We start from the raw sequence: 23,311 nt of genomic DNA, 5'->3' as shown, positions 1-23,311 counted from the left end.
ATAGATTACCTCGTTTTCATATTGATTATTTTAATAAACGGTTAAGTCCCATAAAATGATTAATTAGCATCATAATTAACGTCGTGATCAACATTAAAATAACTGAAATTGCGGAAATTGTCGGATCATAATTTTCTTGCATGTAATTTAAAATTGATGTTGGCAACATGTTAAATCCAGGGCCACTTAAAAACAGTGTAACTGGGATACTGTTAAACGAATTAATAAATGAAAAAATAAAAGCTGCCGCAATGCTTGATTTAATATTTGGTAAAACGATTTTAAAAAAGCCTTTTAATCTGGAACATCCTGATATCCAAGCAGCTTCTTCCATATGTGGATCCATCATATTCAAGCCGGCACCAACCAAACGAATTACAAATGGGAAGCCAAGTAAAAAATATCCGACAATTAAACTAATCATCATCGGCCAATGTAATGTGATAATCAGTCCCTGATAAAGTGAAAAACCAATCACAACTTCAGGTAAAAACGTTGGGCTTAAAAATAACATTTGAAACCATGCTGTATGATGAATACCTCCTCTAAACATTGCATAAACAGCAGGAATGCCAATTAATAGTCCAAATGCACTCGCAATGAATGAGACTAATAGGCTAGTTTCTAATCCACTAATCATATCGGGTTGATCTAAAATATGTAAATACCAATTAAAAGTAAATCCCTTGATTGGAAATTCAATGGTTGAACCAGTCCCGAATGAAGTGATAATAATAAAAATTAATGGGAAAACTAAGAATAGAATAGCTACAGTTCCAATCACATTTAAAACTTTGTGGCTATGCATGGGCAACCCTCCGATCTAATAATTTAATCAGACTTCTTATAATTAGAATGCAACCAACTGAAATAATAATTAAAACGATTGAAATTACGCTAGCTAACGTCCAATTCTGAACTGTCATTGCTTGTTGATAAATCAAAGTCGACATTACCAAATCATCATTGCCACCCAACAATTGTGGCGTAGTATATGAAGTCATCGTCCATGAAAATACCCAGATTACACCAGTTAAAATATCGGTTGAAATCTGTGGAAGAATAATTTTAAAAAACGTTGTTGATGGATGGGCACCAAGAACAGTCGCTGCTTCTTCAACTTCAATGTTTAAATGGGACAAACTTCCTAACAGCGATACAACCATAATTGGGATAAACAGGTAAACAGAACCAATTACAATCGATGTATTATTGTAAAGGAGCGATAACGGTCTAGAAATAAGATGAATTGAAAGTAAAACATGATTAATGATTCCATTCTTGCCAAGTAAAATAATCCAAGCAAAATTTAAAACAATTTGATTAGTTAACATTGGAAAAAGAATTACTAAAATTAAGATTTTCTTAATTCGATGATGCATCCTGGCAATCCATAGCGATAACGGAACCCCAATAATTAACACAATGATAGTTGTTAATAATGATATCCATAATGTTCTCAAAATGATGCGTTGATTATATGTATCTTTTAAGAAGTTCAAATAAAGTGAACCAAAGCTACCCTGACCTGATAAAGTTGGTATAATAATTTGAACCATCGGAAAGACAACAAAAAGTAATAATGCTAATATTCCTGGAAAAGTCAAAAGAATCATTCGTTTTTTCATGAATCACACCCCCATATATTTGAATATGAATAAATTGTATCATGAATAAGCGAACAATTAAAGGAATGATTTAAAAATAGTTCCTAATTTAATGAAATTTATAATTTATATTTGTAGTATTAATCATATTTACCTTAATTTCCGAATAAAAAATCATTCATTTAATTCAATTGTTTTTTTAAATGAATCTTGGTTCATTTTCATAATATGATATAATGATGTTGAATTATCAAAGCATGTAAAAGTGCACAACAACAGTAATCGAGTTTCATACTGCCAATTTATTTGAATAAAAGCGTACCTATAATATAGGTACAATATTCATAGTTTGAGAGGTTAGATATACAAATGAGCATTGATGCAAAAAAAGAGTACCAAAACTGGGTCCAACAAGAAGACCTTCCCGTAACATTAAAAAGCGAATTAGCGGGAATGTATAACAGGGAAGACGAAATTAAAGATGCTTTCGGCGGTTTCCTATCATTTGGAACTGCTGGAATGCGAGGTACCATGGGTGCTGGTACCAATCGAATGAATATCTATACCGTCAGACAAGCAACTGAAGGTTTAGCTAACTATATGGATACTTTAGATCCAAAGGATAAGGGTCGCGGGGTTGCCATTAGTTTTGATTCCCGTTACAACTCCAAGGATTTTGCATATCAAGCTGCCATGGTATTAGGTAGTCACAAAATTCCTAGTTACGTTTTTGATGACATCAGACCCACACCACAATTATCATTTACCGTTAGACATCTTCATACTTTCGCCGGAATTATGATTACAGCTAGTCATAATCCAAAGCAATATAATGGATATAAAATTTATGGTCAAGATGGCGGTCAAATGCCACCAAAGGCTTCAGATTTAATTACTTCATACGTTAGAAAAGCTGATCACTTATTCGAAATTCCAACGACACCAATCAAAACCTTAAGAAAAAGGAAGTTATTAAGTATCATTGGTGAAGAAGTTGATGAAGCTTACCTAGCAGATGCCAAATCAGTAAATGTTAATCACGACTTAATTAAAAAGGTTGGCAAGGATCTTAAATTTGTTTACACACCACTTCATGGGACTGGTAAGGTTCTTGCAAGAAGAGCATTGGAAGATGCTGGTTTTATGAACTATGACATCGTTCCTGAACAAGCGGTTGCCGATCCAGAATTTCCAACCACACCGTTCCCTAACCCTGAGTACCCACAAACTTTTGATCTAGCCAAAAAACTAGGCAAAAAAGTAGGCGCCGATGTTTTAATTGCAACTGATCCTGATGCTGATCGTCTTGGCGCTGCCGTTAGACAACCCAATGGTGATTATCAATTAATGACCGGTAACCAAATTGCAAGTGTTCTTTTAAACTATATTTTAAAAGCCAAGCAGGATGCTAATGATTTACCAAGTGATGGCGTCGTTGTTAAGTCAATCGTCTCAACTGAATTGGCAACCAAGATTGCTGCTAACTATGGCATTCACGTTAAAAATGTTTTGACTGGCTTCAAATTCATTGCTCAGCAAATTAAGAATTTTGAAACCAATCATGACCACCACTTCTTATTTGGTTTCGAAGAAAGTTATGGATATTTAATCAAACCATTTGTTCGCGATAAAGATGCCATTCAATCAACCATGTTATTAGCAGAAGTTGCCGCCTACTATAAGCAACAGAACATGACATTATATGATGGATTACAGGCAATTTATAAAAAATATGGCTACTTTAAAGAAAATACCGTTTCTAAAATGTTCCATGGAATTAACGCTCACAAAGAAATGGCTCACGTCATGGATAATTTAAGAAATGATCATTTAACTGAATTTGGCGGTCATAAGATTAACGCCGTTGAAGACTTCTTAAGTTCAACCAAAACGAACGCTGACGGATCAACTAGTAAGATTGATTTACCAAAATCAAACGTGATGAAATTCTGGTTGGAAGATGGAACGTGGTTAACCGTTCGTCCATCAGGAACTGAACCTAAAGTTAAGTTCTACATTGGTATCAACGCCAAAACAAACGAAGAAGCAAGCCTTCACTTGAAGTTATATGAACAAGCAGTTCAAAACTTGATTCAAAAAGTTACTAAATAATTAAAATCAAAATCAGAAAAACTCCCAAATTGAAAATCTCAATTCCGGAGTTTTTTTATTGAAAATTTTGCATCATTTGAAAGGATGATTAAGTTGGATTCCAATTCAACCTTTGAAAAATTAGCTCCCGTACATCAATTAACAAAAGCACAGCAACGACTATTAAAGCAAATTAAGCAGTTTGCAATTCAACACTTACAAGATAATCAACACGCTGTTTTCACAATCTATGGTGATGCTGGAACCGGTAAAAGTGTTGTGCTAAGTCAATTATTTTACGATCTACAGCAAATGGCCGCCGATTCTAAAAGTCCCCTGTTTAAAACTCAAAATAATTTTTTAGTTAACCATCCGGAAATTTTAAAGGTCTACAAAAAAATTGCTGGCGGTGAACAACACGTTTTAAAGAAAAATTTCAACCGGCCAACATCCTTTATTAACCAGTCGCATAAAAACCATACCCATTCTGATATTACCGTCATTGATGAAGCCCACCTACTCCTTTCTGAAGGTGATCACTACAATAATTTTTATCAGCATAATCAACTTCAAGAAATTATTAACTTATCACAAATCACCATTTTAGTCTTTGATCCAAGACAAACGTTAAGAACCAAAAGTTTTTGGAATACTGATCGGCTTCATCAAATCATCAAACCATATACTAATGGTGAATATCATCTAACCCATCAATTTAGAATGGCAGCCAGTGACGATTTAATTCAATGGATTAATCATTTCACCGACGAACACCTTACTCATTTTCCAAAAAATGTTGGCTCAAAATATGACTTCAGGGTATTCGATGATGCTGAAAAGATGCGACAAGCGATCGTAAAAAGGAATCAAAAATATGGCACTTCCAGAATTGTTTCTACATCTGGTTACCCTTCTACTTTAGATGGCGGCAAGCATTATATTCACGAGGGTAATTTTAAAATGCCATGGGATCAATACAATTACACCGCTACCCCATGGGCTGAATTGCCGGAAACCATCAATGAAGTTGGATCTATGTTTACATGCCAAGGTTTTGATTTAAATTATGTTGGCGTCATTTTAGGTCCACCCATCTACTTAGATTCCAAAACCAACCAAGTTAAAATTGATTTAAGTAAATATACCGATACAGAGTCACTCAAGAAAAGAAAAGACCTTCAAGATCCAAAGCAATTTAAACGCATCAAGGATCAATTAATTTTAAATTCAGTCAATGTTTTAATGAAACGCGGTGTCAAAGGATTGTATCTTTTTGCCCATGATAAAAAATTAAGGAATAAGCTCATACAATATTATCAAGAAATTAATTAGCGGATTAAAAAAAGCACTGAAAATTTTGATCAATTCAAAATTTCAGTGCTTTTATCTTTTTAATTAATTATTAAAATAAATCACTAATTTTAGTATCGCCACCGCTAATATTATAATCACGGCAAATGGTATGATCATCATGTAATACATTTACCAAGACATTAGCAACATCTTCACGTGGAATTTTAGCTTTACCAACATTGGTTGGATTTAATTCAATTTTTTCAGTTCCCTTATCATTTGTTAAAATAGTTGGTCGAATAATGGTGTAATCTAATCCGGAATCTTTTAAGTAAACATCAGCATAGTGCTTTGCAATGTAGTAAACGTGCATTAATTGTGACATCTGATTCCAAAAGCTACGGTCATCACTGCCAATGGCACTAACCATTACGTATCGATTAACGTTGGCAATTTTAGCAGCATCCATACTCTTGATTGCACCGTCTAAATCGATATATACAGTTTGTGCATCGTCAGTCTTACCGCCAGAACCAGCAGAGAAGATAATGGCATCGGCATCACTGTCTTTAAATGTTTGCATCATTTTGCTTTTATCTTCTTTAAGGTCAAATAAAGCTGGTTGAACATGCTCCATTTTTTTATATGGAGCAAATTCATCTTTGGTTCTTAAGCCAGCAACGACTTCATCCCCATTTGAAACTAATTTATTCACTAAAATTTGGCCAACGTGTCCATGAGCTCCAATGACAAATACTTTCATAGATTTAACTCCTTTTCTAATCATATTTTTTCACTAATCTATTTAAAAATACTAACACACTTAAAACATGATTTGAAAACAAAATGGTCCGAGGATTTTCGAACATGCAATATAAGGTGTTAAAATAAAATTAAACTGTTATTTTAAAGAGGGGGATAATTTGGCAAACAAAAAACGAATTAAACTTACCAGGAAAAGACTAGTTTATTATATTAAATTATCCTTCTTTGATGCTTCCTATTGGATGGCGGTGGCCATCATTTTTAATTTGGCTGAAATACCATTTCAATGGGCATATGAACGTAAAGAAGCAGTTAGTACCATCAAATACGTTAAAAATATGATCACTAACTTCTCATCTTTATTTCATTTCCTATTGATGATCATTGTGATCTGGTTAATTATTGTTGTTCTACTATTTCTTTTTATTTGGGTTAAACCTAAAAAGAACAATAGCAGCTATTAGATATTATTGATTCCATTGATAGCTTCCATTTCCAGCAGTTGGCTCTTCATCGCTAACCCACCACGATAATCACCAAGTTGATCCTTTGTTTCAATCACCCGGTGGTCTGGAATGACAATCAATAGTGGATTAGCATTAATCGCTTTAACCAATCTTTTTCGATCATTAATTCCCAATTGCATTTCAAGGTCATGGTAGGTTCTGACCTCGCCATAAGGGATTTGCATAATTTTTTGCCAGACAAGGTGTTGAAATGAGTCACCCGCATCTGATAAATCCATGGATAAATTGAAATTAGTCCGCTCCGTATTAAGATATTCTTCTAATTCTTCTTCATACTGATTGGTGCGATCTTTTTTATATTCAAATTGGAATTTGCACTTTGGATATAAATCATAAATTTCAGAAATTTGTCCCTTGGGACTAGCAACAAAGTTAATTCCATGGTTTGAAACGGTAAAAAAGATTTTTTGATTATCATAAGTAACAAAATTCCAGTAAAGTTTTTTTATCATATATCTTCCCACTCAATTATTAGTTCATGATTTTAATTTTAACACAAAAAAAGATCGACATTTTTAAGTTGTCGATCTTTAATTTGCTTTAATTTTAAATTAATGATTTAAATTAGCTGGACGGGAGCAAGAAACTAAATGCCACCATGGTGCATGAACTTTTTCAGTTACAACGCCACGGTTTTGAGCATCAATCATTTTTCCATGCCCAATATACATTCCAACGTGTGAAATACTATGTTTACTTGATCCAAAGTAAACTAAATCACCCTTTTGTAAATCATTTGAAGATACCTTTTTAGAATTATTGTATTGAGCTTGAGCGGTTCTTGGTAAGTTTTTAGAAATTGAATGTTTATATACAAATTTAGTAAAACCAGAGCAATCAAATGAATGGGGACCAGTTGCACCCCAGCGGTATGGCTTTCCTAATTCTTTTTTACCAACTTGGATTAATTTTTCACTTTGGTCATTGTTTTGACTTGCTTTAGCCGCATGGGTGTTAGCAATAAATGGTACGAATGCCATTAACGCCACTGCAATAAGTAAAATCATCTTTTTAGTTGTTTTCTTTGAAATTAAAATAAGCATTCTCTCCTTGATTTGTTTTTATTATTTTTAATTTTTTATTTCGTAATCAATTGAACAAAAACAATTATAGCGAAAGAATGCTACTATTCGAATACAGGAATGTTTCAATTCAGTTAAAATCTAATACAATTTCACTTATTTTTGTTATATTAATTTTCAAATATGATTTATAATATTAAATGTACATATTAAATCTAAATAATGGTGGTTTTGAAATGACTTTATACTCTTATTCATACTTAACAGGAAATAATGGAATTCTAAGTTACACCGGTTTAATAATTGGCATTATTATCGGTGTAACCATTCTAGTCTATGGTTTCAAATACATGCGTGATCGAAATAATTTAAAATTCAGGGATATTTTTATTATTTTAACAATGCTGGCAGTTTTAATCATTAGTGTTCAATTCAATAAAATTCTGAGTCAGCGGACTAACGATGGTCAAAACATTCAAACGGCGAGAATTATTCAGCAAATTTCGAAGGATCGGCATGTTCCAACGTCTCAAATTTACAGTGATAGTACTTCACTGACCGATGGAATGACAATCAAAGTTAAAAGCACATACTACCGGGTTAATCTAAGCAGTACTTTGAATAATTATTCTTTGAGCAAGACTAATCCGGTCAATCCGAATGTAAATTATGTCAACCAACATAGTTTTGACCTTAACATTCTTAATGGATCGAACGAATACTGGGCAATTGGTCTGAAATTACTAATTGGTTTTATTATGTTGATTTTTCAAATCAATCTCTCCGGAAAGGGAAACTTGGCGCCGTCGAATGCCATTGATCAACTTCAAAACTACGTTCTTGGTGGAATTATTGGTGGAATGATTTACAATCAGGACATTACAATCCTAATGTTCTTCATCGTACTATTAATCTGGTCATTAATTATCTTTGGCAGTCGGGTATTAGTTCATCAGTATCCGCTGTTTAAACGAATACTAACTGGAAGTCCACAGCAAATCATCAATAACGGTCGAATCAACGTCAGTACCGCATTAAGGAACGGATTGTCCGCCAGTGATTTAACATTCAAACTAAGGATGTCACATGTTGGTAGTTATCAAGAAATCAAAAATGCCGTTTTAGAACAGAATGGTCAATTAACGATTACAAAGTACAATACGGAATCAATTAGTTATCCGGTGATTACTGATGGTAATATCAATTCAGACGTATTAATTAGAATGAAAAAGCCCAAGGAATGGCTACTAGATATGATTAAACAGCATCATACAGAACTAGCATCAATTTATTTAGGGCAATTTCTTAATGGCAAACTATACATTATTAATTATCCTGAAAAACCCAAGCGGCTGGCAGAACGTTATCACAATGAAATCATTAAAATCAGGACTCGATACCTTAAATACAAAGCCAGAAATAACGTCAGAAGACGACGAAGACATAATCAAAGGCAACAGAATAAAGAGAATCATCAGAATCAAAAATAATTCGAATCAAAAAGGTTCATGGAAATTAAATTCCATGAACCTTTTTGATTTAAAATATAATTTATTTTAGGACTTTAAAGCGTTTACTATCATCCATAAATGATTTATCACCAGCTGGTTGTTCAATGGAACCAAAGTTCATTTGACCACGTAAATTCCAATTACTTGGAATATCAAAAGCCTTAGCAACTTTGTCATCAATGATTGGATTATAATGTTGTAAGTTAGCACCAATTCCATTTTCAGCTAAGCCAGTCCAAACTGCATACTGAGCATTTCCTTGAGCTTGTTCTGACCAGTCTCTGAAGTTACCAGCAAATGATGGGAATTTCTTTTTGAAATCATCAACGATACTAGTATCAGTGAAGAATAGAACACTGCCATAAGCATTTCTAAATGAATCAATTTTGGCTTTCGTGCCCTTTTCAAATCGTTCATCACCGATTTTATTCTTAAGAACATCAGCAACAATATCCCATAATTTTTCGTGTTGTTTGTTAAATAAAACGACTGCTCTGGTAGTTTGGTTATTAAATGGTGATGGTGTCCATTTAATGCTGTCAAAAATAAATTGTGCTAATTGGTTTTGGTCAACATTAAGATGACGGCCTAATCCATAAATAGTACGACGCCTTTTTTCTAAATCTAATAATGTTTTCTTCATATTCTATCATCCCTCTTTTAATTAATTCGACACATTTTATTATACTTACTTACTATTAAATAGTAAATGATTATGCTTTATGATTCTGGCAATATTATTGGCTACCAGTTTAATGTTTTGTGGTCCAGATTTCATTGCATCCGACAAATTAATGGCACCTGGAACAATTGGCAAAATGGCATCGATCCCTAGTTGATATAAATGATCATCACTTAGCTTAACCCTTCCGCCAAGTGCAATTACCAGTGCATTGGGTGCGACTTCTTTAGCTGTTTTAGCAACCCCGATTGGCGTCTTTCCGTATTGCGTTTGGTCATCAATACTACCTTCCCCGGTAATCACAATATCTGCATTTTTTAATTTTGCTTTTAAATGGGTCGTTGCGATTACTAGTTGAATTCCATGATGTATTTTAGCATTGGTAAACGCCAGCAATCCTGCACCTAATCCGCCAGCAGCTCCGGCTCCATGAACATCAAGAATATTTTTGCCTAAATCCTTTTGAATTATCTGTCCATAGTGTTTTAAATTCTGGTCTAATTGGATCACCATTTCATGATTAGCACCCTTTTGAGGTGCAAAAACATGGGCAGCTCCCTTCGGACCAACCAATGGATTCGAAACATCGGAAGCCATTAGTATTTTAGTTGTTTTCAAACGCTGATCAAGATGGCTCAAATCAATCTGTTCAATTTGAGATAGCCCCTTACCACCCTCTGCTTTAATCAAATGATGATTTGAATCATAAAACCGAACGCCTAAAGCACTTGCTAATCCTTCACCACCATCAGTCGTGGCACTACCGCCTAATCCGATCATAATTTGTTTAACATGGCGGTTCAAGGCATCAACTACTAATTGACCAGTTCCATACGATGTCCCAGTCATTGGCGCCATGTGATGTTTAGAGGTATATTGAATTCCACTTGCCGCTGACATTTCGATCACGGCGGTATTTGAATCACCCAAAATTCCATAACGCGCGTCCACCGGTTGCTTAAATGGATTCAAAACCGTGGTTGAAACAAAATAACCATGGGTAGCATGAACTAAAGAATCAACGGTTCCTTCACCACCATCCGCCATTGGAACACCAATTATATTTGCTTTTGGCAGGATTGATGAAATTCCACTAACCATTGCATCAATTGCCTGTTTAGAAGTCATACTCTGCTTAAATGAATCCGGTGCTAAAACAATTTTCACTATATCATCCCTTCACACTTGATATATTATTTCATTATGTTATATAGAACATTTAATAATTATTTTCAAATTTAGATTGACTTTTTATTTTGGGGGTGCCAGAATGAAGTCAGATTAAATTTTACAGGAGATGAACCACATGATTAGTATGATGAAGAATTTTTCAATGGGGCTATTGTATATTGTTTGGATTAGTTTAGGGGCAACGTTACTTGCGTATATTTCTAAGTTAATCCCGGGTCAAGCAGGTAGTTTGGCCGTGATTATTTTATTATTTTTGCTTACTTATCTACCAATCAGGTGGTTCAACCATGCTTTTCTAAAAGAAATTCAAGCTAAATTAAAAATAAACCACAAAATCAATCATCATTTAAAATTAAATTAACTTAAAAAGAATCTGAATAAAAACAGATTCTTTTTTTATACATAAAAATAGATTGAGAAGTACATTAAAATGGTTCCAGCAAGAACAAAGATGTGCCAAATGACGTGACCGAACCAAATTTGTTTAAAACTATAAATCACAGCTCCAACGGTAAAAATAATGCCACCGATCAATAGTAAAAGAAATCCATGCCAAGTTAATCCTACAATCAATGGCTTTAATCCTAATACACACATCCACCCCATGACAACGTAAATAATGGTTGATAATGTCTTGAATTTACCCATCCAAAGACATTTATAAATCACCCCTAAAATTGCCATGATCCAAATAACCGATAGGATGGTAATCCCAAGGGTTCCTTTAATGGTTACTAAACAGTATGGGGTATAAGTTGCGGCAATCAAAAGATAAATAAATGAATGGTCAAAAATTTGAAATACTTTTTCAGCCGGCGTGAAATATAGACTGTGAAATAAAGTTGAAGCAAAATAAAACAACACTAGAATTACACTATAGATTGAATAACTGATAATTCGACTAAAGCCACCTTCATGAACACCATGAACGATTAGAAAAATGGCGCCTAAAATGGCGGCAAACGCACCTAGTCCATGCGTGATGGCACTAAAAATTTCATCTAAAATTTGATAAGTTCTTTTGGAAATCATAAAAATTCTCCTAAATTATATTAATGTATGATTAATATTTTACACCCAAAAAGCGATGACTAAATGATTAGCCACCGCTTTATTTTTCTTTTAATTTTAAAAATTAAATGAAGAGATATACCTTAGTTTCATACGGACGAATGGTCCGACCCTTATCATCAGGATAATTACTGATTAATAATTCATTGGCACGGTCCTGTTTATAGTCACGTTCAATGACTTTATCAGTAAAGTTACTAATAACTAGCAAAGTCTGTTTGCCATAATGACGTTTGTAAGAAAATGCTTGGTCGTCATCCGGATCTAATTCTTCGTAGTTCCCATACCGAATTAAATCCAAGTGATGTCTAATCCTGATCAATCGTTGATAATAATGAAGAATTGAATACGGATTAGCCTTTTCAACATCCACATTAATATACTTATAATTAGGATTGACTGGATACCATGGTTTGACTTTAGAAAATCCAGCATTCTGATCATTATTCCATTGCATTGGTGTTCTAGAATTGTCTCTTGAACGGTCTGCTAAATAGTTAAGCATTGTATTCGGTTTAACAATTTTTTCTTTATCGCTAAATTGATGGTAAGCATTGATTGATTCAACGTCTTCATACTGATGAATATCATGGTAATGATTGTTAGTCATCCCAAGTTCTTCACCTTCATAAACATACGGTGTTCCTTGCATCATGTGAAGTGTTGTCCCCAACATTTTAGCAGCTAGGATCCGGTACTTGGGATCATCGGTCGCAAATCTTGAAACGGCCCTTGGTTGATCATGATTGTTCCAGTATAAACTATTCCAACTTCTGCCATCTAATCCATTTTGCCATCGTGATAGTGCCTTTTTCAATTCAGTTAAGCGAATCTTTTTATCACTCCACTTACCAAGACGTTTATTAGAATTAGCCGATAACTTAACATGTTCAAATTGAAAAATCATGTTCAATCCTTTTCCGTCAAGATTAGCGTACTTAACCGCATCTTCTGGCTTAGTATTTGGCATTTCACCAACCGTCATCACATTATACTTTGATAAAACTTCACGGTTCATTTCATGAATATAATCATTCAAATGGGGACCATTGGTTACAATCGGTTCAATGGGTGCATATTTAGAACCGTTTGGAGCAGGCGCACTTGATAGATCCTTGGGTTTAGAAATGTAATTGATAACATCCATTCGGAAACCATCAACACCCTTATCTAACCAAAAACGCATCATTTGATAAACATTTTTGCGGACTTCAGGATTATCCCAGTTTAAATCTGGTTGACCAGATGCAAAGGAATGAAGGTAATACTGCTTTCTTTCTGGTACGTATGTCCATGCCGATCCGCTAAAGTTAGAACCCCAATTATTAGGTTCATGTCCATCAACTGGATCACGCCAAATATAAAAATCAGCATATTTATTATGACGTGATTTTTTGCTTTCTTTAAACCAACGGTGTTGATCGGAAGTATGATTGACAACTAAATCCATCAAAAGTTTCATGCCATGCTTATGAATGGCATCCAATAAATCATTGAAATCATCCATGGTTCCAAAAACAGGTTGGATTTTTTCATAATTAGAAATATCGTAACCATTATCTTGATTGGGTGATTCATAGATTGGGTTTAACCAAATCACATCAACGCCTAATTTTTGTAAGTATGGTAAGCGTTCTTTAATTCCATTTAAATCACCAATACCATCATTATTACTATCTTGAAAACTCATGGGATAAACTTGATAGACAACAACGTCTTTAAACCATTGTTTATTCATTAAACACGCCTCGTTTACGATTGAATTAATTGCTTATCAAGAAGCAATTAGAATGCCTCAATTGGCATATAAATCAACTTATCAATTTTAAGTTAGCACAACCATAAACAGATTACAAAGATTTAATCAAAAAGCCCTGGATCATAAAATCCAGGGCTTTTTTGTAATTTAAAATTTAATACCAATTATATCTTAACCAATGACGTTTGGCATTACTCCAAGTGCCATAACGTGATTTAACGTATTTATTAGCACATGCTTCTTGGTTATCAGGAGAATAATCACCATGTAGTAAACTGATTCCTAATTGATACTTACCGTAATAAATCCCATTATGGGCACGATAGTGATCTTTTGATTCGTTCCATGCAATCCATTTCTTAGCTGAACGATCATTCTTAGATAATGAAGCATCAGCATCATGACTATGTAAGAAGTGTTTATTCTTTTTATTAATAACGAAATGTCTAGAATGTTTAATGGTAATATTTTTAGTGCTTGCACTTGCTTGAACATGGTTATTAGCAATCATTCCAATCCCCAATGCCAATATAATTCCAAATGTCATCACAAATGCTTTTCTTAATTTCATAAAAATAATTACCCTCCGATTAATTTCAATCCATATTATATTATTAATATTACTCCTTAAATCTTACATGGCGATTATCAGAATGTTACAAAAATGTTAAAAAAGATTTCAAAATAAAAACTAAATTTGCCACGCTTTTTAGTTTTAGTTATGATATAAATAAATCATATATTAAGGAGATTTATAATAACCACCATGAATATACTAGAAATTAAAAATTTAAATCAATATTATGGAAGAAAACAAATCCTACATAATATTAGTTTTAATATTAAACCGGGAAGTATTGTTGGACTCATCGGTCCCAATGGTGCTGGTAAATCAACCATTATGAAATCAATTGTTGGTTTAATCAACTACTCATCAGGATTAATCAAAATTAATGACTATCAATTAACTAACCACCACCGTGATGGTTTAAAAGATGTTGGTAGCATGATTGAAACCCCTGCTTTTTACCCTAATCTAACGGGCAGACAACACCTTCAACTGTTTAAGGATTCCAAAACAAGCAAGCGAACTATTCATGAAATTATTCATGATACCCAAATTGAAAATTTTGTTGATCAAAAGGTTAAAAAATACTCATTAGGAATGAAACAAAGGATGGGAATTGCATTGACCCTTTTAAATCATCCCAAACTTTTAATTCTTGATGAACCCATGAATGGATTAGATCCAGAAGCAACCCGTGATTTACGGCAATTGCTTTTGAACTTTGCTAAACGTGGAATTAGTATTTTAATTTCTAGCCACCTGCTAGACGAATTAGAACGAATTGCTGATTATTACGTTGTGATTAACCATGGTCAGATTGAAGAACAAGCCTCTGCCCATAATTTCTTGTCATCACAAGGAACTTTCATCAATGTTAAAACTGAAAACAATCTGATGGCTATCCATACACTCCAAAAGAATGATATTCAAGCTAAAATGGAAGATAAAACGATTCAAATTAAGGATCATGATGATATTTTAAATCAAATCATGACAATTCTTGTTAAGAACAAAATTAAAATTTTAAGTGTTCAGGAATCCCATGCAAACCTTGAAGAATCATTGCTGAATTTAATCACTAAAAATTCTAATCAAAAGGAGCAATAAAATGTTTTCACTAATAAGACAAGAGATTTTTAAAGAGAGTCACCGTAAAAGTTTTATCGGTTGGAATTTATTTATCATCGTTTGGGTGATCATTTGTGCCCTAATTGCTAAAAAAAGTGGCTTGACTGGTGCCGACCTAATTGCTAACGAAGGATTTACCCAATCCCCATTTAACATTATTAGTTTGATTATGGTAATTATCACCGCATCGACAATTACAAAGGAATATTCTACTGGCACAATTAAATTACTGTTATCAAGACAGTTCTCAAGAACTAAAGTATTCTTTAGCAAAGTAATTAATCTAATTTTCATTTATATTGTTTTTAACTTAGTTAGCTGGATTGTTACCACCATTATCTGCCTAATTGGCTTTGGTAATTTTCAAATTACATCATTTATGTGGCATTCCATCGGCACTTTAATGCTTAGTAATATTTTATACTTAATCATCCTTTTGCCAGCCGTTCTTTTAATCAGTATGATTGCCAAGGGGCCTAATTTAGCCGTTACCATCGGTGTCATCACCATGTATCTTTCAAAATTGATTGCATTGATTTCTGATGGTGCATTTGTTAAGTGGAACGTGATGGATTGGGCTAAATGGAATCCATTCAATATTTTGATGATCAACTTTCAAATTAGTGCCGGCAACTTTTCAAATTTAACCCAACTAAGTAACTTAGAACTATCCATTGCTGCCGTTGTCTACGGAATTATTTTTCTATGGCTATCCGTTTTAATTTTTAACCATAAAAACATCTAATCTATGATATAATGTGATTAATTATCAAAACATCTAAGGAGATTTCAAATTGCTTTCATTATTAAAACAAGAGTTTAAAACGGTGTCTGGATATAAGGCAACTAAAATTATCATCCCGCTTTTAGCTCTATACGTTATTATTATTGGGATTGCTAGTGACGCAACCCATATTTTAATGCCACTCCAATTCGTCCAAACGCTGGGTGGTGCTGGCAATGTCATTTCAATGATTATGTTTATTGCCGCTAGTATTTGGTTTGGTGCTAATGAGAATCGATCATTAATCACTAAATCATTAGAGCACCATTCCAAGAGCCAAGTTTTCATTGCACGGATTTTTGGATTAGCACTTCTATACATTTATTTACTTTTAACCGCACTTGTATCAACATTTATTGTCCATAAGTTATTGATGCGTTCGGTGCATGTTGATAGTGCATCGGTTGAAAAAATCATGGCAACCGTTGTGGGTAGCATTCTATTTTGCCTCTACACTTCATTAATTATTATTTTAATTAGTAATTTATTTAAGAATAAATGGTCTTCAATTTCCGGAAGTATTGCTATTATGTACCTCTTTTACTTGGTATGTGCAATTTTAATGTTCCTCCTTTACTTCTACCGTTTCTTAAGATTTAGCCCATTCAATTTCTTAATGATTCAAGAAGTATTCACCAATCCGGTTACCCATATGATGACCAGAACGTATCTACCAGGTATGATTAAGGGAACGATTACCTATTCAATCATTATATTCTTGATTGACTGGTTCGTTTTCAAAGTGAGAAAATTTAACCGTTAATATTAATTAGGAAAGGCCTTATTATTTGAGGCCTTTCTTTTTATTTTGCATTTTTTCATTTTATAATGAATGAAAAGACGAAAGAAGTGAATTCAAATGACAAAGGTATTAATTTTAGGTGCGGCTGGCCAAATTGCTGGCATGGTCACTGACCAATTATTAAATCATAGTGATGTTCAATTGAATTTATTAGCAAGAAATGGGAAGCAAAGAATCAACGTTAGTGATAATGCTAGAGAAACTGTTTTTGACGGTGATTTCAATGATTTTAATTCATTAAAACAAGCCATGAGCGGCGTTGATTATGTTTTAGTTGATAATATGAGTTCTAAATCAGCTACTCAAACAATTGTTAAAGCAATGGATGCATCCAGTGTTAAAAGAATTATCTGTGTAAATATTTTGGGAATTTGTAACGAAGTTCCCGGCAAGTTTGGTCAATGGAATCAAGCGATGCTGGATGGTTCGATTCAAAAACACGCTGGCACTGCTAAGGTTGTTCAAAATTCTGATTTAAATTACACCATGTTAAGACCAACCTGGCTATATAACAAAAATGGTGATGAAAATTACGAATTAACAACTCCTGACCAACCACTAAAATCAGCTCAAGTAACAAGACAAGCGGTTGCTAAATTAATTTATAATATTATTTGTGATGATGAACCTAAGTACCAACACGCTAGTTTAGGCGTTGGTGAACCAAATACTTACTACGCCAAACCATCATTTTACTAAATTAAAATTTAACCAAAGTAAAAAAGCTGGAAAATAATTCCAGCTTTTTTTGCGTCTTTATCCTTTTTCAGCTATAATATATAAGCATAATGTATAGTTTACATAAACATATGTATAAAAACAATATACAAAATCGTTTGAAAAGAGATGTTTGATAATTCAGAAACAGAAATTAGAAAGAAAGCTTAGTTCTAGACACATGCAGATGATTGCGCTAGGTGGAACCATTGGGGTTGGCCTCTTCAAGGGATCTGCATCTACCATTGGTTGGACGGGACCGTCAGTCTTAATTGATTATGCCCTTGCTGGCCTCTTTTTATATCTAGTTATGCGAGCACTAGGTGAAATGCTATATGTTCACCCCATTACCGGTTCATTTGCCCAATTTGCTAGTCACTATATGCATCCGGTCTTTGGTTATCTAACTGCCTGGGCAAATATTTTTCAATACATTGTTGTGGGTATGAGTGAAGTCATTGCAATTGGAACTTATTTTAATTATTGGTGGCCAAACTTACCCGGTTGGATTCCAGGATTTATTGCAATTGTCTTTTTATGTTTAGCTAATTTAATTTCAGTTAGTACCTTTGGTGATCTTGAATACTGGTTTGCCTTTATTAAAGTTGTTACCATCATCATTATGATCATTTTAGGTTTAGGCGTAATTATCTTTGGATTTGGTAATCACATGCATCCAGTGGGCATCAGTAACCTTTGGACCCATGGTTTCTTTACCGGTGGGTTTAAAGGGTTTGCATTCGCACTTGCCATCGTTCTAGCTTCATATCAAGGAATTGAATTAATTGGGGTTACTGCTGGTGAAGCTGAGGATCCTAAGCACACCCTTGTCAAAGCAATTCAGTCAACATTAGGCCGAATTCTTATTTTTTACATTGGTGCAATTTTCGTCATTTTAAGTATTTACCCATGGAACGAAATCGGTCAAATCGGATCACCATTTGTTGAAACATTTGCTAAGATTGGAATTACTTTTGCGGCTGGTTTAATTAACTTTGTTGTTATCACTGCTGCTTTATCAGGTTCTAATTCGGGAATTTATAGTGCCAGTCGTATGATCTACTTACTAGCAAAGGATCATAAATTACCACAAAAATTTCTTAAATTGAATAAACACGGGGTTCCATACTATCCCGTCATTTTAATGTCCGTTGGTATTTTTATTGGGGTATTATTAAATTTAATTTTGCCAATTTTTTATAAAAATGCGAACGCCATTTTCGTCAATGTTTACAGTTCAAGTGTATTACCTGGAATGGTCCCTTGGATTGTCATTTTGATTTCACAAATTAGATTCCGTAAATTACATCCGGAATTACTTAAGAACCACCCATTCAAGATGCCATTATCACCAATTTCCAATTACGTGACATTATTCTTTTTATTCTTAGCTTTAGTATTCATGTTATTCAATTCTGAAACTAGAATTCCATTAATTATTGGAATTATTTTCTTGGTTGTAATGACAGTCATTTACTTTGTTAAGTACGATTCAAAAGAAACAAATAACTAGTAAAAAATAACCATTGATGATTTTTCATGTAATCACCAATGGCTATTTTTATTCCTTTTTCAATTCAGGAACGAATAGTTTCAATAAAATTAAATTAATTATTAAAATAATGCCAGCACAGAAAAAGACACCTCGGTAGCCTAATAAATTAGATATCAAGCCACCAAAAGTTGCGCCAATCACTGCCCCAATTGCCTGAGCAGATTGATTTAAGCTAAATGCCATCCCGGTTGATTGCTGGGGCGTATTCTTCGCCAATAAGGTTTGGATGGCCGGAAACAAGGCTGCATTAGAAATTCCATTTAAGAATCTAAATAAACCGAGCATCCATACCCCAGTTGCAAATCCCTGTGGAAAGTAAAAAATAATGCCAATCCAAAAACCGAGCATTAATACCTTTCCAGTTCCATGATTTTCACCATACTTGCCCATGGGAGTAGATGTCATCACCATTGCAATCCCTGGTAAGGCCGAAATAATTCCAGCTACTTGGGAAATGGGGCCTTGATTATGCATCAACTGTTTAACAAATAAAGTGATAATTGGAAAAATCAAATTAATACAAATTTGAATACTGATGGTTGTAATTAGCATCCACATTATGAACCGTGGCTTTGGAAACCGTCTGAAAACATGGATGGAAAAATGCATTTTCTTTGAATTTTTCGGTGGCGTAAAATTTTCTTTTACCGCCAACGCACTTAATCCAAAAAATGCAAATAACAATAATCCAGTAATAATAAATGTTAAACGGATTGAGAAAATGGCAACTAAATAGCCACCAATAATGGGTCCAATTAACATTCCGCCAACGTACCCAATTGATAGAACACTCAGCGCCCATTCAACGTGTTTCTTCGGTGTTTCAGTTGCAACCAGCGCAATTGAATTTGGAATCACACCGTCAAAAACGCCCTGCAAGAAACGCAAGAATATAAACTGATCAACATTTGTGACAAACGCCATTAAAGCAATTACAACTGCTGATCCTAATGACGTTTGTAAAATCATTCGTTTTCGACCATGCCGATCGGCAAATGCGCCCCAAAACGGGGCCGTAAAAGCAACGACAAAAAAAGAAGCGGCATAAACAATCCCGCTCAAAATTGAAAGCTGATTGTGCGTAAAATGACCTAACTGGATAATAAAAAGTGACATAAATGGAATAATTTCATTAAATGCCACTCCGGTAATAAACGTTCCAAATAATAGGATCCATAGGTTTCTACGCCAATTAACCCCTTGTTTCACACTATCATCTTCTCATCATTAAAAGGTTAATTAGTCAATTTCCTTTTCATATGCTGTAATCATTACTAATGAATCTGGATCCTGATGATTTTCAAATTTGCGGTGTAACAATGCGATATATTCATCAATAAAATATCTAACAGTCATTTCCTGATGAAAATGCTTTTTAGCGGCTTCGCGGGTATTATCAAAATGCTTTAAATAATCATTCATGCTTTGATCTAAATAATCATCATAGGTGCCAATGGCATCGTATGTATCATCATTTTCATGGTGGGATGAATATTTAGCAATATAAATCCCCTGATTTTCTGATTTATATTGACTTTGTGCTAGTAACTTCTTTAAATCTGGTTTACTAACTTGATAAGCTGGTTTAGCGAGCACATCTTCTGAAATATGAGCATCGCTCACTTCAATAATATGAGAATTATGTCTTCGACTCATTGATCATTACTCCTTTTTTAATTCTGGCACTTTCCATTCTAATAGTAATAAATTAATTAACAAAATAATTGTATTAAAAATAAAGACGCCGCCGTATCCAAATAAATTCGAAATAATTCCACCAATGAGTGAACCTAAAACCGCGCCAATGGCTTGAGCAGATTGATTTAAACTAAATGCCATCCCAGTCTTTGAGGTTGGTGAAGCTTTCGCAATCAACGTTTGAATAGTCGGATAAATGGCGGCATTTGAAATCCCAACCAGGAACCGTAAAATTCCTAAAATCAAAATACTGGTAATTAACCCCTGTGGGAAGTAAAAGATGGCGGATAAAATAAATCCAGCAACTAAGGTGTGGTATGCACCATGGCGGTCGTTAATTTTACCCCATGTTGATGATGATAAGAACATTGCCATCCCAGGTAATGCCGCAATTAGTCCAGCCACCTCGGTAATGGGGCCATGGTTATGCATTAAATCTTTAACGAATAGACTAATGATTGGATAAATGGTAAATAATCCGGTTTGGACGATTACAGTTGAAATTAGCATCCACCTGATGAATCGAACGTTGGTAAATCCCCTTAAAAGATGAAAGTTAAATAGTGATTTTAAACTTTGTTTCTTTTTTGGTGCATGAAAATCTTCTTTCACCATCAAGAACGTTAAGCCAAATGAGAAAAGTAACATTGCTGATGTAATGAAGAATGTAATCCGAATTGAAAAAATATTAGCTAGGAACCCACCTAATAATGGACCCACTAAAGTTCCACCAATATATCCAGTCGTGATAATTCCCATTGCATAACCAGCGTGTTTCTTTGGCGTTTCAGCTGCAACTAATGCCGTTGAATTTGGAATGACACCTGCAAAAAATCCCTGAATCGTCCTTAATAGGACTAATTGCCAAGTGTTAGTAACTAATCCCATTAAGCCAAGTGTAATGGCTGAACCAAGGCTAGTCTGCAACACCATTCGTTTTCGACCATGACGATCGGCAAAACGACCCCAAATGGGTGCTGTCACAGCAACAATAACAAATGAGGCTGCATAGACAACCCCACTTAGGATTGATAGTTCACCCTTACTATATCGTCCTAGTTGATTGACGTATAAAGATAAAAATGGAATCACTTCACTAAAAGCCATTCCATCAATCAAAGTTCCAAACCAGAGCACCCACAAATTTTTGCGCCAATGTTTATCCATGATTACTAAATATCGCTTCCTTTATTTTAACTAACGTTTCATTTTAGTAAAGATTTCATTTCGATATGAAATCATACCTACTCTAATTTTCGAAAAACGGTACTGCCATTTTTTACGAAAATCTTCTAATTCAATCTGATGCCGAACTAACGCCTTAGAGCTTAAATTCAAGTCCCTTGCAAATTTAATTATCTGTCGATACAATTCGGTATCACTAATCACGCTTAGATTGGTGATAATTTCATTTAGATCACTTTTAGTATTCCGCTGATTATCGCGCTTTTCATTCTCATCCATGCTATGACGATCAATAAAATTTTCTTCAACATGATCTAAGCGTTGATAGGCATCATTAATTGCTTCAATGATATAACGGTCATAATAAAAATTACGTTCGCGACGATCAGATGAACGTAATTCCCATACGACTGTAATTAAAGTTACCGCTGCGGTAATGATCCCGGAAAGCAACGTTGGATCCAATCCAATCATCTTCCTTTTAATTCGTTATTATTAATTTTAACAATTAATTCTTATTTTCTCTACAAAATTCCCGGGTAATTTATAATTACTCGGGAATTTTTTCATTAATTTAAATTAAAAATTATTGTTGTTGACCAACACGATTTATTTCTTGTTGTTCAACCCGTTGTCTTTCTTTTTGATTGTACCATGGTGAAACGGTGAAGGCTAAGATATCATTAATAATGTAAATGGAACTATTAACAAACATAGCTAATGAAGCCGCACCCTGTTTAAATGAAATGAACCATAGAACCATTTGAGCAATTCCAGATGCTAGCCACCAGAAGTACTGATTATTGTATCTCAAGAAACAGATAATTCCAGCAGTTAATGAAATTGAAAAACTAATTGCATCTACCCAAGGTCTGCCATCATTAGTAAAGGTTGAAATTACATATCCAGATACAAAGTAAGCAATGGCGGTAAACAATAATGCGTAAACCCATGTTTTCCCAGTGAATTTTCTAATTTTAGAAACCATGTTAACGTTCCAATTAGCACTTAAAAGCACTGGAACGTCTAAAGTAATTACATATGCTAACTGTTCGCCAATTGCTAAGTAATTAGTAGCCGCAAAACTAGTAATGATAATGCAGATTGCAGATATAATCCCTAACCAACCATTAATTGATTTAGCGGCATTGATTGCTAATACACATAAAACACCCAATTCAGTTCCAAAAAATGTTAAAATACTTAAGATTGTGATTGGCTGGTTAACCAATGTCATAATTTGGCATCCAAGACTAAAGTAAAATAAATAATAATTTGCTTTCGGCCATCCCTTCAGTTGTTGGATTAAGAATCTTAAATAATTACCCATATTTTAATATCTCCCTCAAAACATT

At 34.0% G+C, this 23,311-nt stretch carries 25 protein-coding genes; 10 read left to right on the top strand and 15 right to left on the bottom strand.

The genetic code is table 11. The features are described from left to right. Positions 1-25 precede the first annotated feature (25 nt). Positions 26-814 (bottom strand): ABC transporter permease, encoded by a 789-nt coding sequence (locus WR164_RS02180; protein WP_373876892.1) that lies wholly within the window; start codon positions 812-814, stop codon positions 26-28. Beyond that, positions 801-1,628, bottom strand: coding sequence for an ABC transporter permease (locus tag WR164_RS02175; protein WP_286135921.1), 828 nt, complete (start codon positions 1,626-1,628; stop codon positions 801-803). The genes WR164_RS02180 and WR164_RS02175 overlap by 14 nt, the downstream gene beginning before the upstream one ends. A 348-nt stretch (positions 1,629-1,976) precedes the next feature. Between WR164_RS02175 and WR164_RS02170 the strand changes: the two genes are divergently transcribed. Further along, positions 1,977-3,719: a phospho-sugar mutase gene (locus tag WR164_RS02170; RefSeq protein WP_286135920.1), complete on the top strand. Its 1,743-nt coding sequence runs from the start codon at positions 1,977-1,979 to the stop codon at positions 3,717-3,719. An 84-nt stretch (positions 3,720-3,803) separates the two neighbouring features. Beyond that, on the top strand, positions 3,804-5,030 hold the full coding sequence (locus tag WR164_RS02165) for a DUF2075 domain-containing protein (RefSeq protein WP_286135919.1): 1,227 nt from the start codon (positions 3,804-3,806) through the stop codon (positions 5,028-5,030). Between the two features lie 70 nt (positions 5,031-5,100). On the opposite strand, the gene WR164_RS02160 is transcribed toward WR164_RS02165, so the two are convergent. Further along, a complete protein-coding gene (locus tag WR164_RS02160; protein WP_286135918.1) occupies positions 5,101-5,754 on the bottom strand; it encodes an SDR family oxidoreductase in 654 nt (217 codons plus the stop codon). 160 nt (positions 5,755-5,914) lie between these two features. On the opposite strand from WR164_RS02160, the gene WR164_RS02155 reads away from it, so the two are divergent. Continuing rightward, a complete protein-coding gene (locus WR164_RS02155; protein ID WP_286135917.1) occupies positions 5,915-6,220 on the top strand; it encodes a hypothetical protein in 306 nt (101 codons plus the stop codon). On the opposite strand, the gene WR164_RS02150 is transcribed toward WR164_RS02155, so the two are convergent. Both WR164_RS02150 and WR164_RS02145 read right to left on the bottom strand, forming a co-directional pair. Beyond that, positions 6,217-6,735, bottom strand: a complete 519-nt coding sequence (locus tag WR164_RS02150) for a methylated-DNA--[protein]-cysteine S-methyltransferase (RefSeq protein ID WP_286135916.1) — start codon at positions 6,733-6,735, stop codon at positions 6,217-6,219. The genes WR164_RS02155 and WR164_RS02150 overlap by 4 nt on opposite strands. Before the next feature lie 99 nt (positions 6,736-6,834). Beyond that, the gene (locus WR164_RS02145) at positions 6,835-7,326 is read right to left on the bottom strand and encodes a C40 family peptidase (RefSeq protein WP_286135915.1); all 492 of its coding nucleotides are present in this window, start codon (positions 7,324-7,326) and stop codon (positions 6,835-6,837) included. 215 nt (positions 7,327-7,541) lie between these two features. Here WR164_RS02145 and WR164_RS02140 point away from each other — a divergent pair, with 215 nt between their 5' ends. Further along, on the top strand, positions 7,542-8,795 hold the full coding sequence (locus tag WR164_RS02140; RefSeq protein WP_286135914.1) for a DUF3290 family protein: 1,254 nt from the start codon (positions 7,542-7,544) through the stop codon (positions 8,793-8,795). Positions 8,796-8,856: 61 nt separating this feature from the next. Here WR164_RS02140 and WR164_RS02135 read toward each other — a convergent pair whose 3' ends face one another. After that, positions 8,857-9,459, bottom strand: coding sequence for a nitroreductase family protein (locus tag WR164_RS02135; RefSeq protein ID WP_286135913.1), 603 nt, complete (start codon positions 9,457-9,459; stop codon positions 8,857-8,859). A gap of 45 nt (positions 9,460-9,504) precedes the next feature. Continuing rightward, complete coding sequence (locus WR164_RS02130) at positions 9,505-10,665, bottom strand: glycerate kinase family protein (RefSeq protein ID WP_286135912.1); 1,161 nt, start codon at positions 10,663-10,665, stop codon at positions 9,505-9,507. 139 nt (positions 10,666-10,804) lie between these two features. On the opposite strand from WR164_RS02130, the gene WR164_RS02125 reads away from it, so the two are divergent. Then, on the top strand, positions 10,805-11,050 hold the full coding sequence (locus WR164_RS02125; protein ID WP_286135911.1) for a hypothetical protein: 246 nt from the start codon (positions 10,805-10,807) through the stop codon (positions 11,048-11,050). 35 nt (positions 11,051-11,085) lie between these two features. On the opposite strand, the gene trhA is transcribed toward WR164_RS02125, so the two are convergent. The 3 genes from trhA to WR164_RS02110 form a co-directional block, all read right to left on the bottom strand. Then, positions 11,086-11,721, bottom strand: a complete 636-nt coding sequence (trhA, locus tag WR164_RS02120; RefSeq protein ID WP_286135910.1) for a PAQR family membrane homeostasis protein TrhA — start codon at positions 11,719-11,721, stop codon at positions 11,086-11,088. Between the two features lie 103 nt (positions 11,722-11,824). Further along, entirely contained in the window at positions 11,825-13,498 is a 1,674-nt protein-coding gene (locus WR164_RS02115) for a glycoside hydrolase family 13 protein (protein WP_286135909.1), read from the bottom strand. Positions 13,499-13,673: 175 nt separating this feature from the next. Beyond that, on the bottom strand, positions 13,674-14,090 hold the full coding sequence (locus WR164_RS02110) for an aggregation-promoting factor C-terminal-like domain-containing protein (RefSeq protein WP_286135907.1): 417 nt from the start codon (positions 14,088-14,090) through the stop codon (positions 13,674-13,676). Between the two features lie 195 nt (positions 14,091-14,285). Here WR164_RS02110 and WR164_RS02105 point away from each other — a divergent pair, with 195 nt between their 5' ends. The 5 genes from WR164_RS02105 (at position 14,286) to WR164_RS02085 (ending at position 19,031) form a co-directional block, all read left to right on the top strand. Further along, positions 14,286-15,194 (top strand): ABC transporter ATP-binding protein, encoded by a 909-nt coding sequence (locus WR164_RS02105; RefSeq protein ID WP_286135906.1) that lies wholly within the window; start codon positions 14,286-14,288, stop codon positions 15,192-15,194. A 1-nt stretch (position 15,195) separates the two neighbouring features. Then, complete coding sequence (locus WR164_RS02100; protein ID WP_286135905.1) at positions 15,196-15,960, top strand: ABC transporter permease; 765 nt, start codon at positions 15,196-15,198, stop codon at positions 15,958-15,960. A 49-nt stretch (positions 15,961-16,009) separates the two neighbouring features. Next, positions 16,010-16,762, top strand: a complete 753-nt coding sequence (locus WR164_RS02095; RefSeq protein WP_286135904.1) for a hypothetical protein — start codon at positions 16,010-16,012, stop codon at positions 16,760-16,762. Positions 16,763-16,858: 96 nt separating this feature from the next. Continuing rightward, complete coding sequence (locus tag WR164_RS02090; protein WP_286135903.1) at positions 16,859-17,500, top strand: NAD(P)H-binding protein; 642 nt, start codon at positions 16,859-16,861, stop codon at positions 17,498-17,500. A gap of 199 nt (positions 17,501-17,699) precedes the next feature. After that, positions 17,700-19,031 (top strand): amino acid permease, encoded by a 1,332-nt coding sequence (locus tag WR164_RS02085; RefSeq protein ID WP_286136882.1) that lies wholly within the window; start codon positions 17,700-17,702, stop codon positions 19,029-19,031. Positions 19,032-19,079: 48 nt separating this feature from the next. Here WR164_RS02085 and WR164_RS02080 read toward each other — a convergent pair whose 3' ends face one another. From WR164_RS02080 to pnuC, 5 genes are all read right to left on the bottom strand, one after another. After that, positions 19,080-20,282, bottom strand: a complete 1,203-nt coding sequence (locus WR164_RS02080; RefSeq protein WP_286135902.1) for an MFS transporter — start codon at positions 20,280-20,282, stop codon at positions 19,080-19,082. A gap of 30 nt (positions 20,283-20,312) precedes the next feature. Beyond that, entirely contained in the window at positions 20,313-20,729 is a 417-nt protein-coding gene (locus WR164_RS02075) for a hypothetical protein (protein WP_286135901.1), read from the bottom strand. Between the two features lie 6 nt (positions 20,730-20,735). Then, on the bottom strand, positions 20,736-21,938 hold the full coding sequence (locus tag WR164_RS02070) for an MFS transporter (RefSeq protein ID WP_286135900.1): 1,203 nt from the start codon (positions 21,936-21,938) through the stop codon (positions 20,736-20,738). A gap of 30 nt (positions 21,939-21,968) precedes the next feature. After that, complete coding sequence (locus tag WR164_RS02065; RefSeq protein ID WP_286135899.1) at positions 21,969-22,421, bottom strand: hypothetical protein; 453 nt, start codon at positions 22,419-22,421, stop codon at positions 21,969-21,971. 121 nt (positions 22,422-22,542) lie between these two features. After that, positions 22,543-23,286: a nicotinamide riboside transporter PnuC gene (gene pnuC, locus WR164_RS02060; protein WP_286135898.1), complete on the bottom strand. Its 744-nt coding sequence runs from the start codon at positions 23,284-23,286 to the stop codon at positions 22,543-22,545. Positions 23,287-23,311: the final 25 nt, after the last annotated feature.

The organism is Philodulcilactobacillus myokonensis (assembly GCF_027923585.1).
GTDB lineage: Bacteria > Bacillota > Bacilli > Lactobacillales > Lactobacillaceae > Philodulcilactobacillus > Philodulcilactobacillus myokonensis.
The sequence above is the reverse complement of the archived record's forward strand: the minus strand, read 5'-3'. Positions and strand labels throughout refer to the sequence as shown.

What these genes read in the sequence shown, in the direction of transcription:
- WR164_RS02140 (WP_286135914.1), top strand. Translation starts at nt 7,542, where the DNA reads ATGACTTTATACTCTTATTCATACTTAACAGGAAATAATGGAATTCTA.
- WR164_RS02125 (WP_286135911.1), top strand. Translation starts at nt 10,805, where the DNA reads ATGATTAGTATGATGAAGAATTTTTCAATGGGGCTATTGTATATTGTT.
- WR164_RS02165 (WP_286135919.1), top strand. Translation starts at nt 3,804, where the DNA reads ATGATTAAGTTGGATTCCAATTCAACCTTTGAAAAATTAGCTCCCGTA.
- WR164_RS02075 (WP_286135901.1), bottom strand. Translation starts at nt 20,729, where the DNA reads ATGAGTCGAAGACATAATTCTCATATTATTGAAGTGAGCGATGCTCAT.
- WR164_RS02170 (WP_286135920.1), top strand. Translation starts at nt 1,977, where the DNA reads ATGAGCATTGATGCAAAAAAAGAGTACCAAAACTGGGTCCAACAAGAA.
- WR164_RS02090 (WP_286135903.1), top strand. Translation starts at nt 16,859, where the DNA reads ATGACAAAGGTATTAATTTTAGGTGCGGCTGGCCAAATTGCTGGCATG.
- WR164_RS02070 (WP_286135900.1), bottom strand. Translation starts at nt 21,938, where the DNA reads ATGGATAAACATTGGCGCAAAAATTTGTGGGTGCTCTGGTTTGGAACT.
- WR164_RS02135 (WP_286135913.1), bottom strand. Translation starts at nt 9,459, where the DNA reads ATGAAGAAAACATTATTAGATTTAGAAAAAAGGCGTCGTACTATTTAT.
- WR164_RS02160 (WP_286135918.1), bottom strand. Translation starts at nt 5,754, where the DNA reads ATGAAAGTATTTGTCATTGGAGCTCATGGACACGTTGGCCAAATTTTA.
- trhA (WP_286135910.1), bottom strand. Translation starts at nt 11,721, where the DNA reads ATGATTTCCAAAAGAACTTATCAAATTTTAGATGAAATTTTTAGTGCC.
- WR164_RS02105 (WP_286135906.1), top strand. Translation starts at nt 14,286, where the DNA reads ATGAATATACTAGAAATTAAAAATTTAAATCAATATTATGGAAGAAAA.
- WR164_RS02150 (WP_286135916.1), bottom strand. Translation starts at nt 6,735, where the DNA reads ATGATAAAAAAACTTTACTGGAATTTTGTTACTTATGATAATCAAAAA.
- WR164_RS02175 (WP_286135921.1), bottom strand. Translation starts at nt 1,628, where the DNA reads ATGAAAAAACGAATGATTCTTTTGACTTTTCCAGGAATATTAGCATTA.
- WR164_RS02115 (WP_286135909.1), bottom strand. Translation starts at nt 13,498, where the DNA reads ATGAATAAACAATGGTTTAAAGACGTTGTTGTCTATCAAGTTTATCCC.
- WR164_RS02110 (WP_286135907.1), bottom strand. Translation starts at nt 14,090, where the DNA reads ATGAAATTAAGAAAAGCATTTGTGATGACATTTGGAATTATATTGGCA.
- WR164_RS02145 (WP_286135915.1), bottom strand. Translation starts at nt 7,326, where the DNA reads ATGCTTATTTTAATTTCAAAGAAAACAACTAAAAAGATGATTTTACTT.
- WR164_RS02085 (WP_286136882.1), top strand. Translation starts at nt 17,700, where the DNA reads ATGCAGATGATTGCGCTAGGTGGAACCATTGGGGTTGGCCTCTTCAAG.
- WR164_RS02100 (WP_286135905.1), top strand. Translation starts at nt 15,196, where the DNA reads ATGTTTTCACTAATAAGACAAGAGATTTTTAAAGAGAGTCACCGTAAA.
- pnuC (WP_286135898.1), bottom strand. Translation starts at nt 23,286, where the DNA reads ATGGGTAATTATTTAAGATTCTTAATCCAACAACTGAAGGGATGGCCG.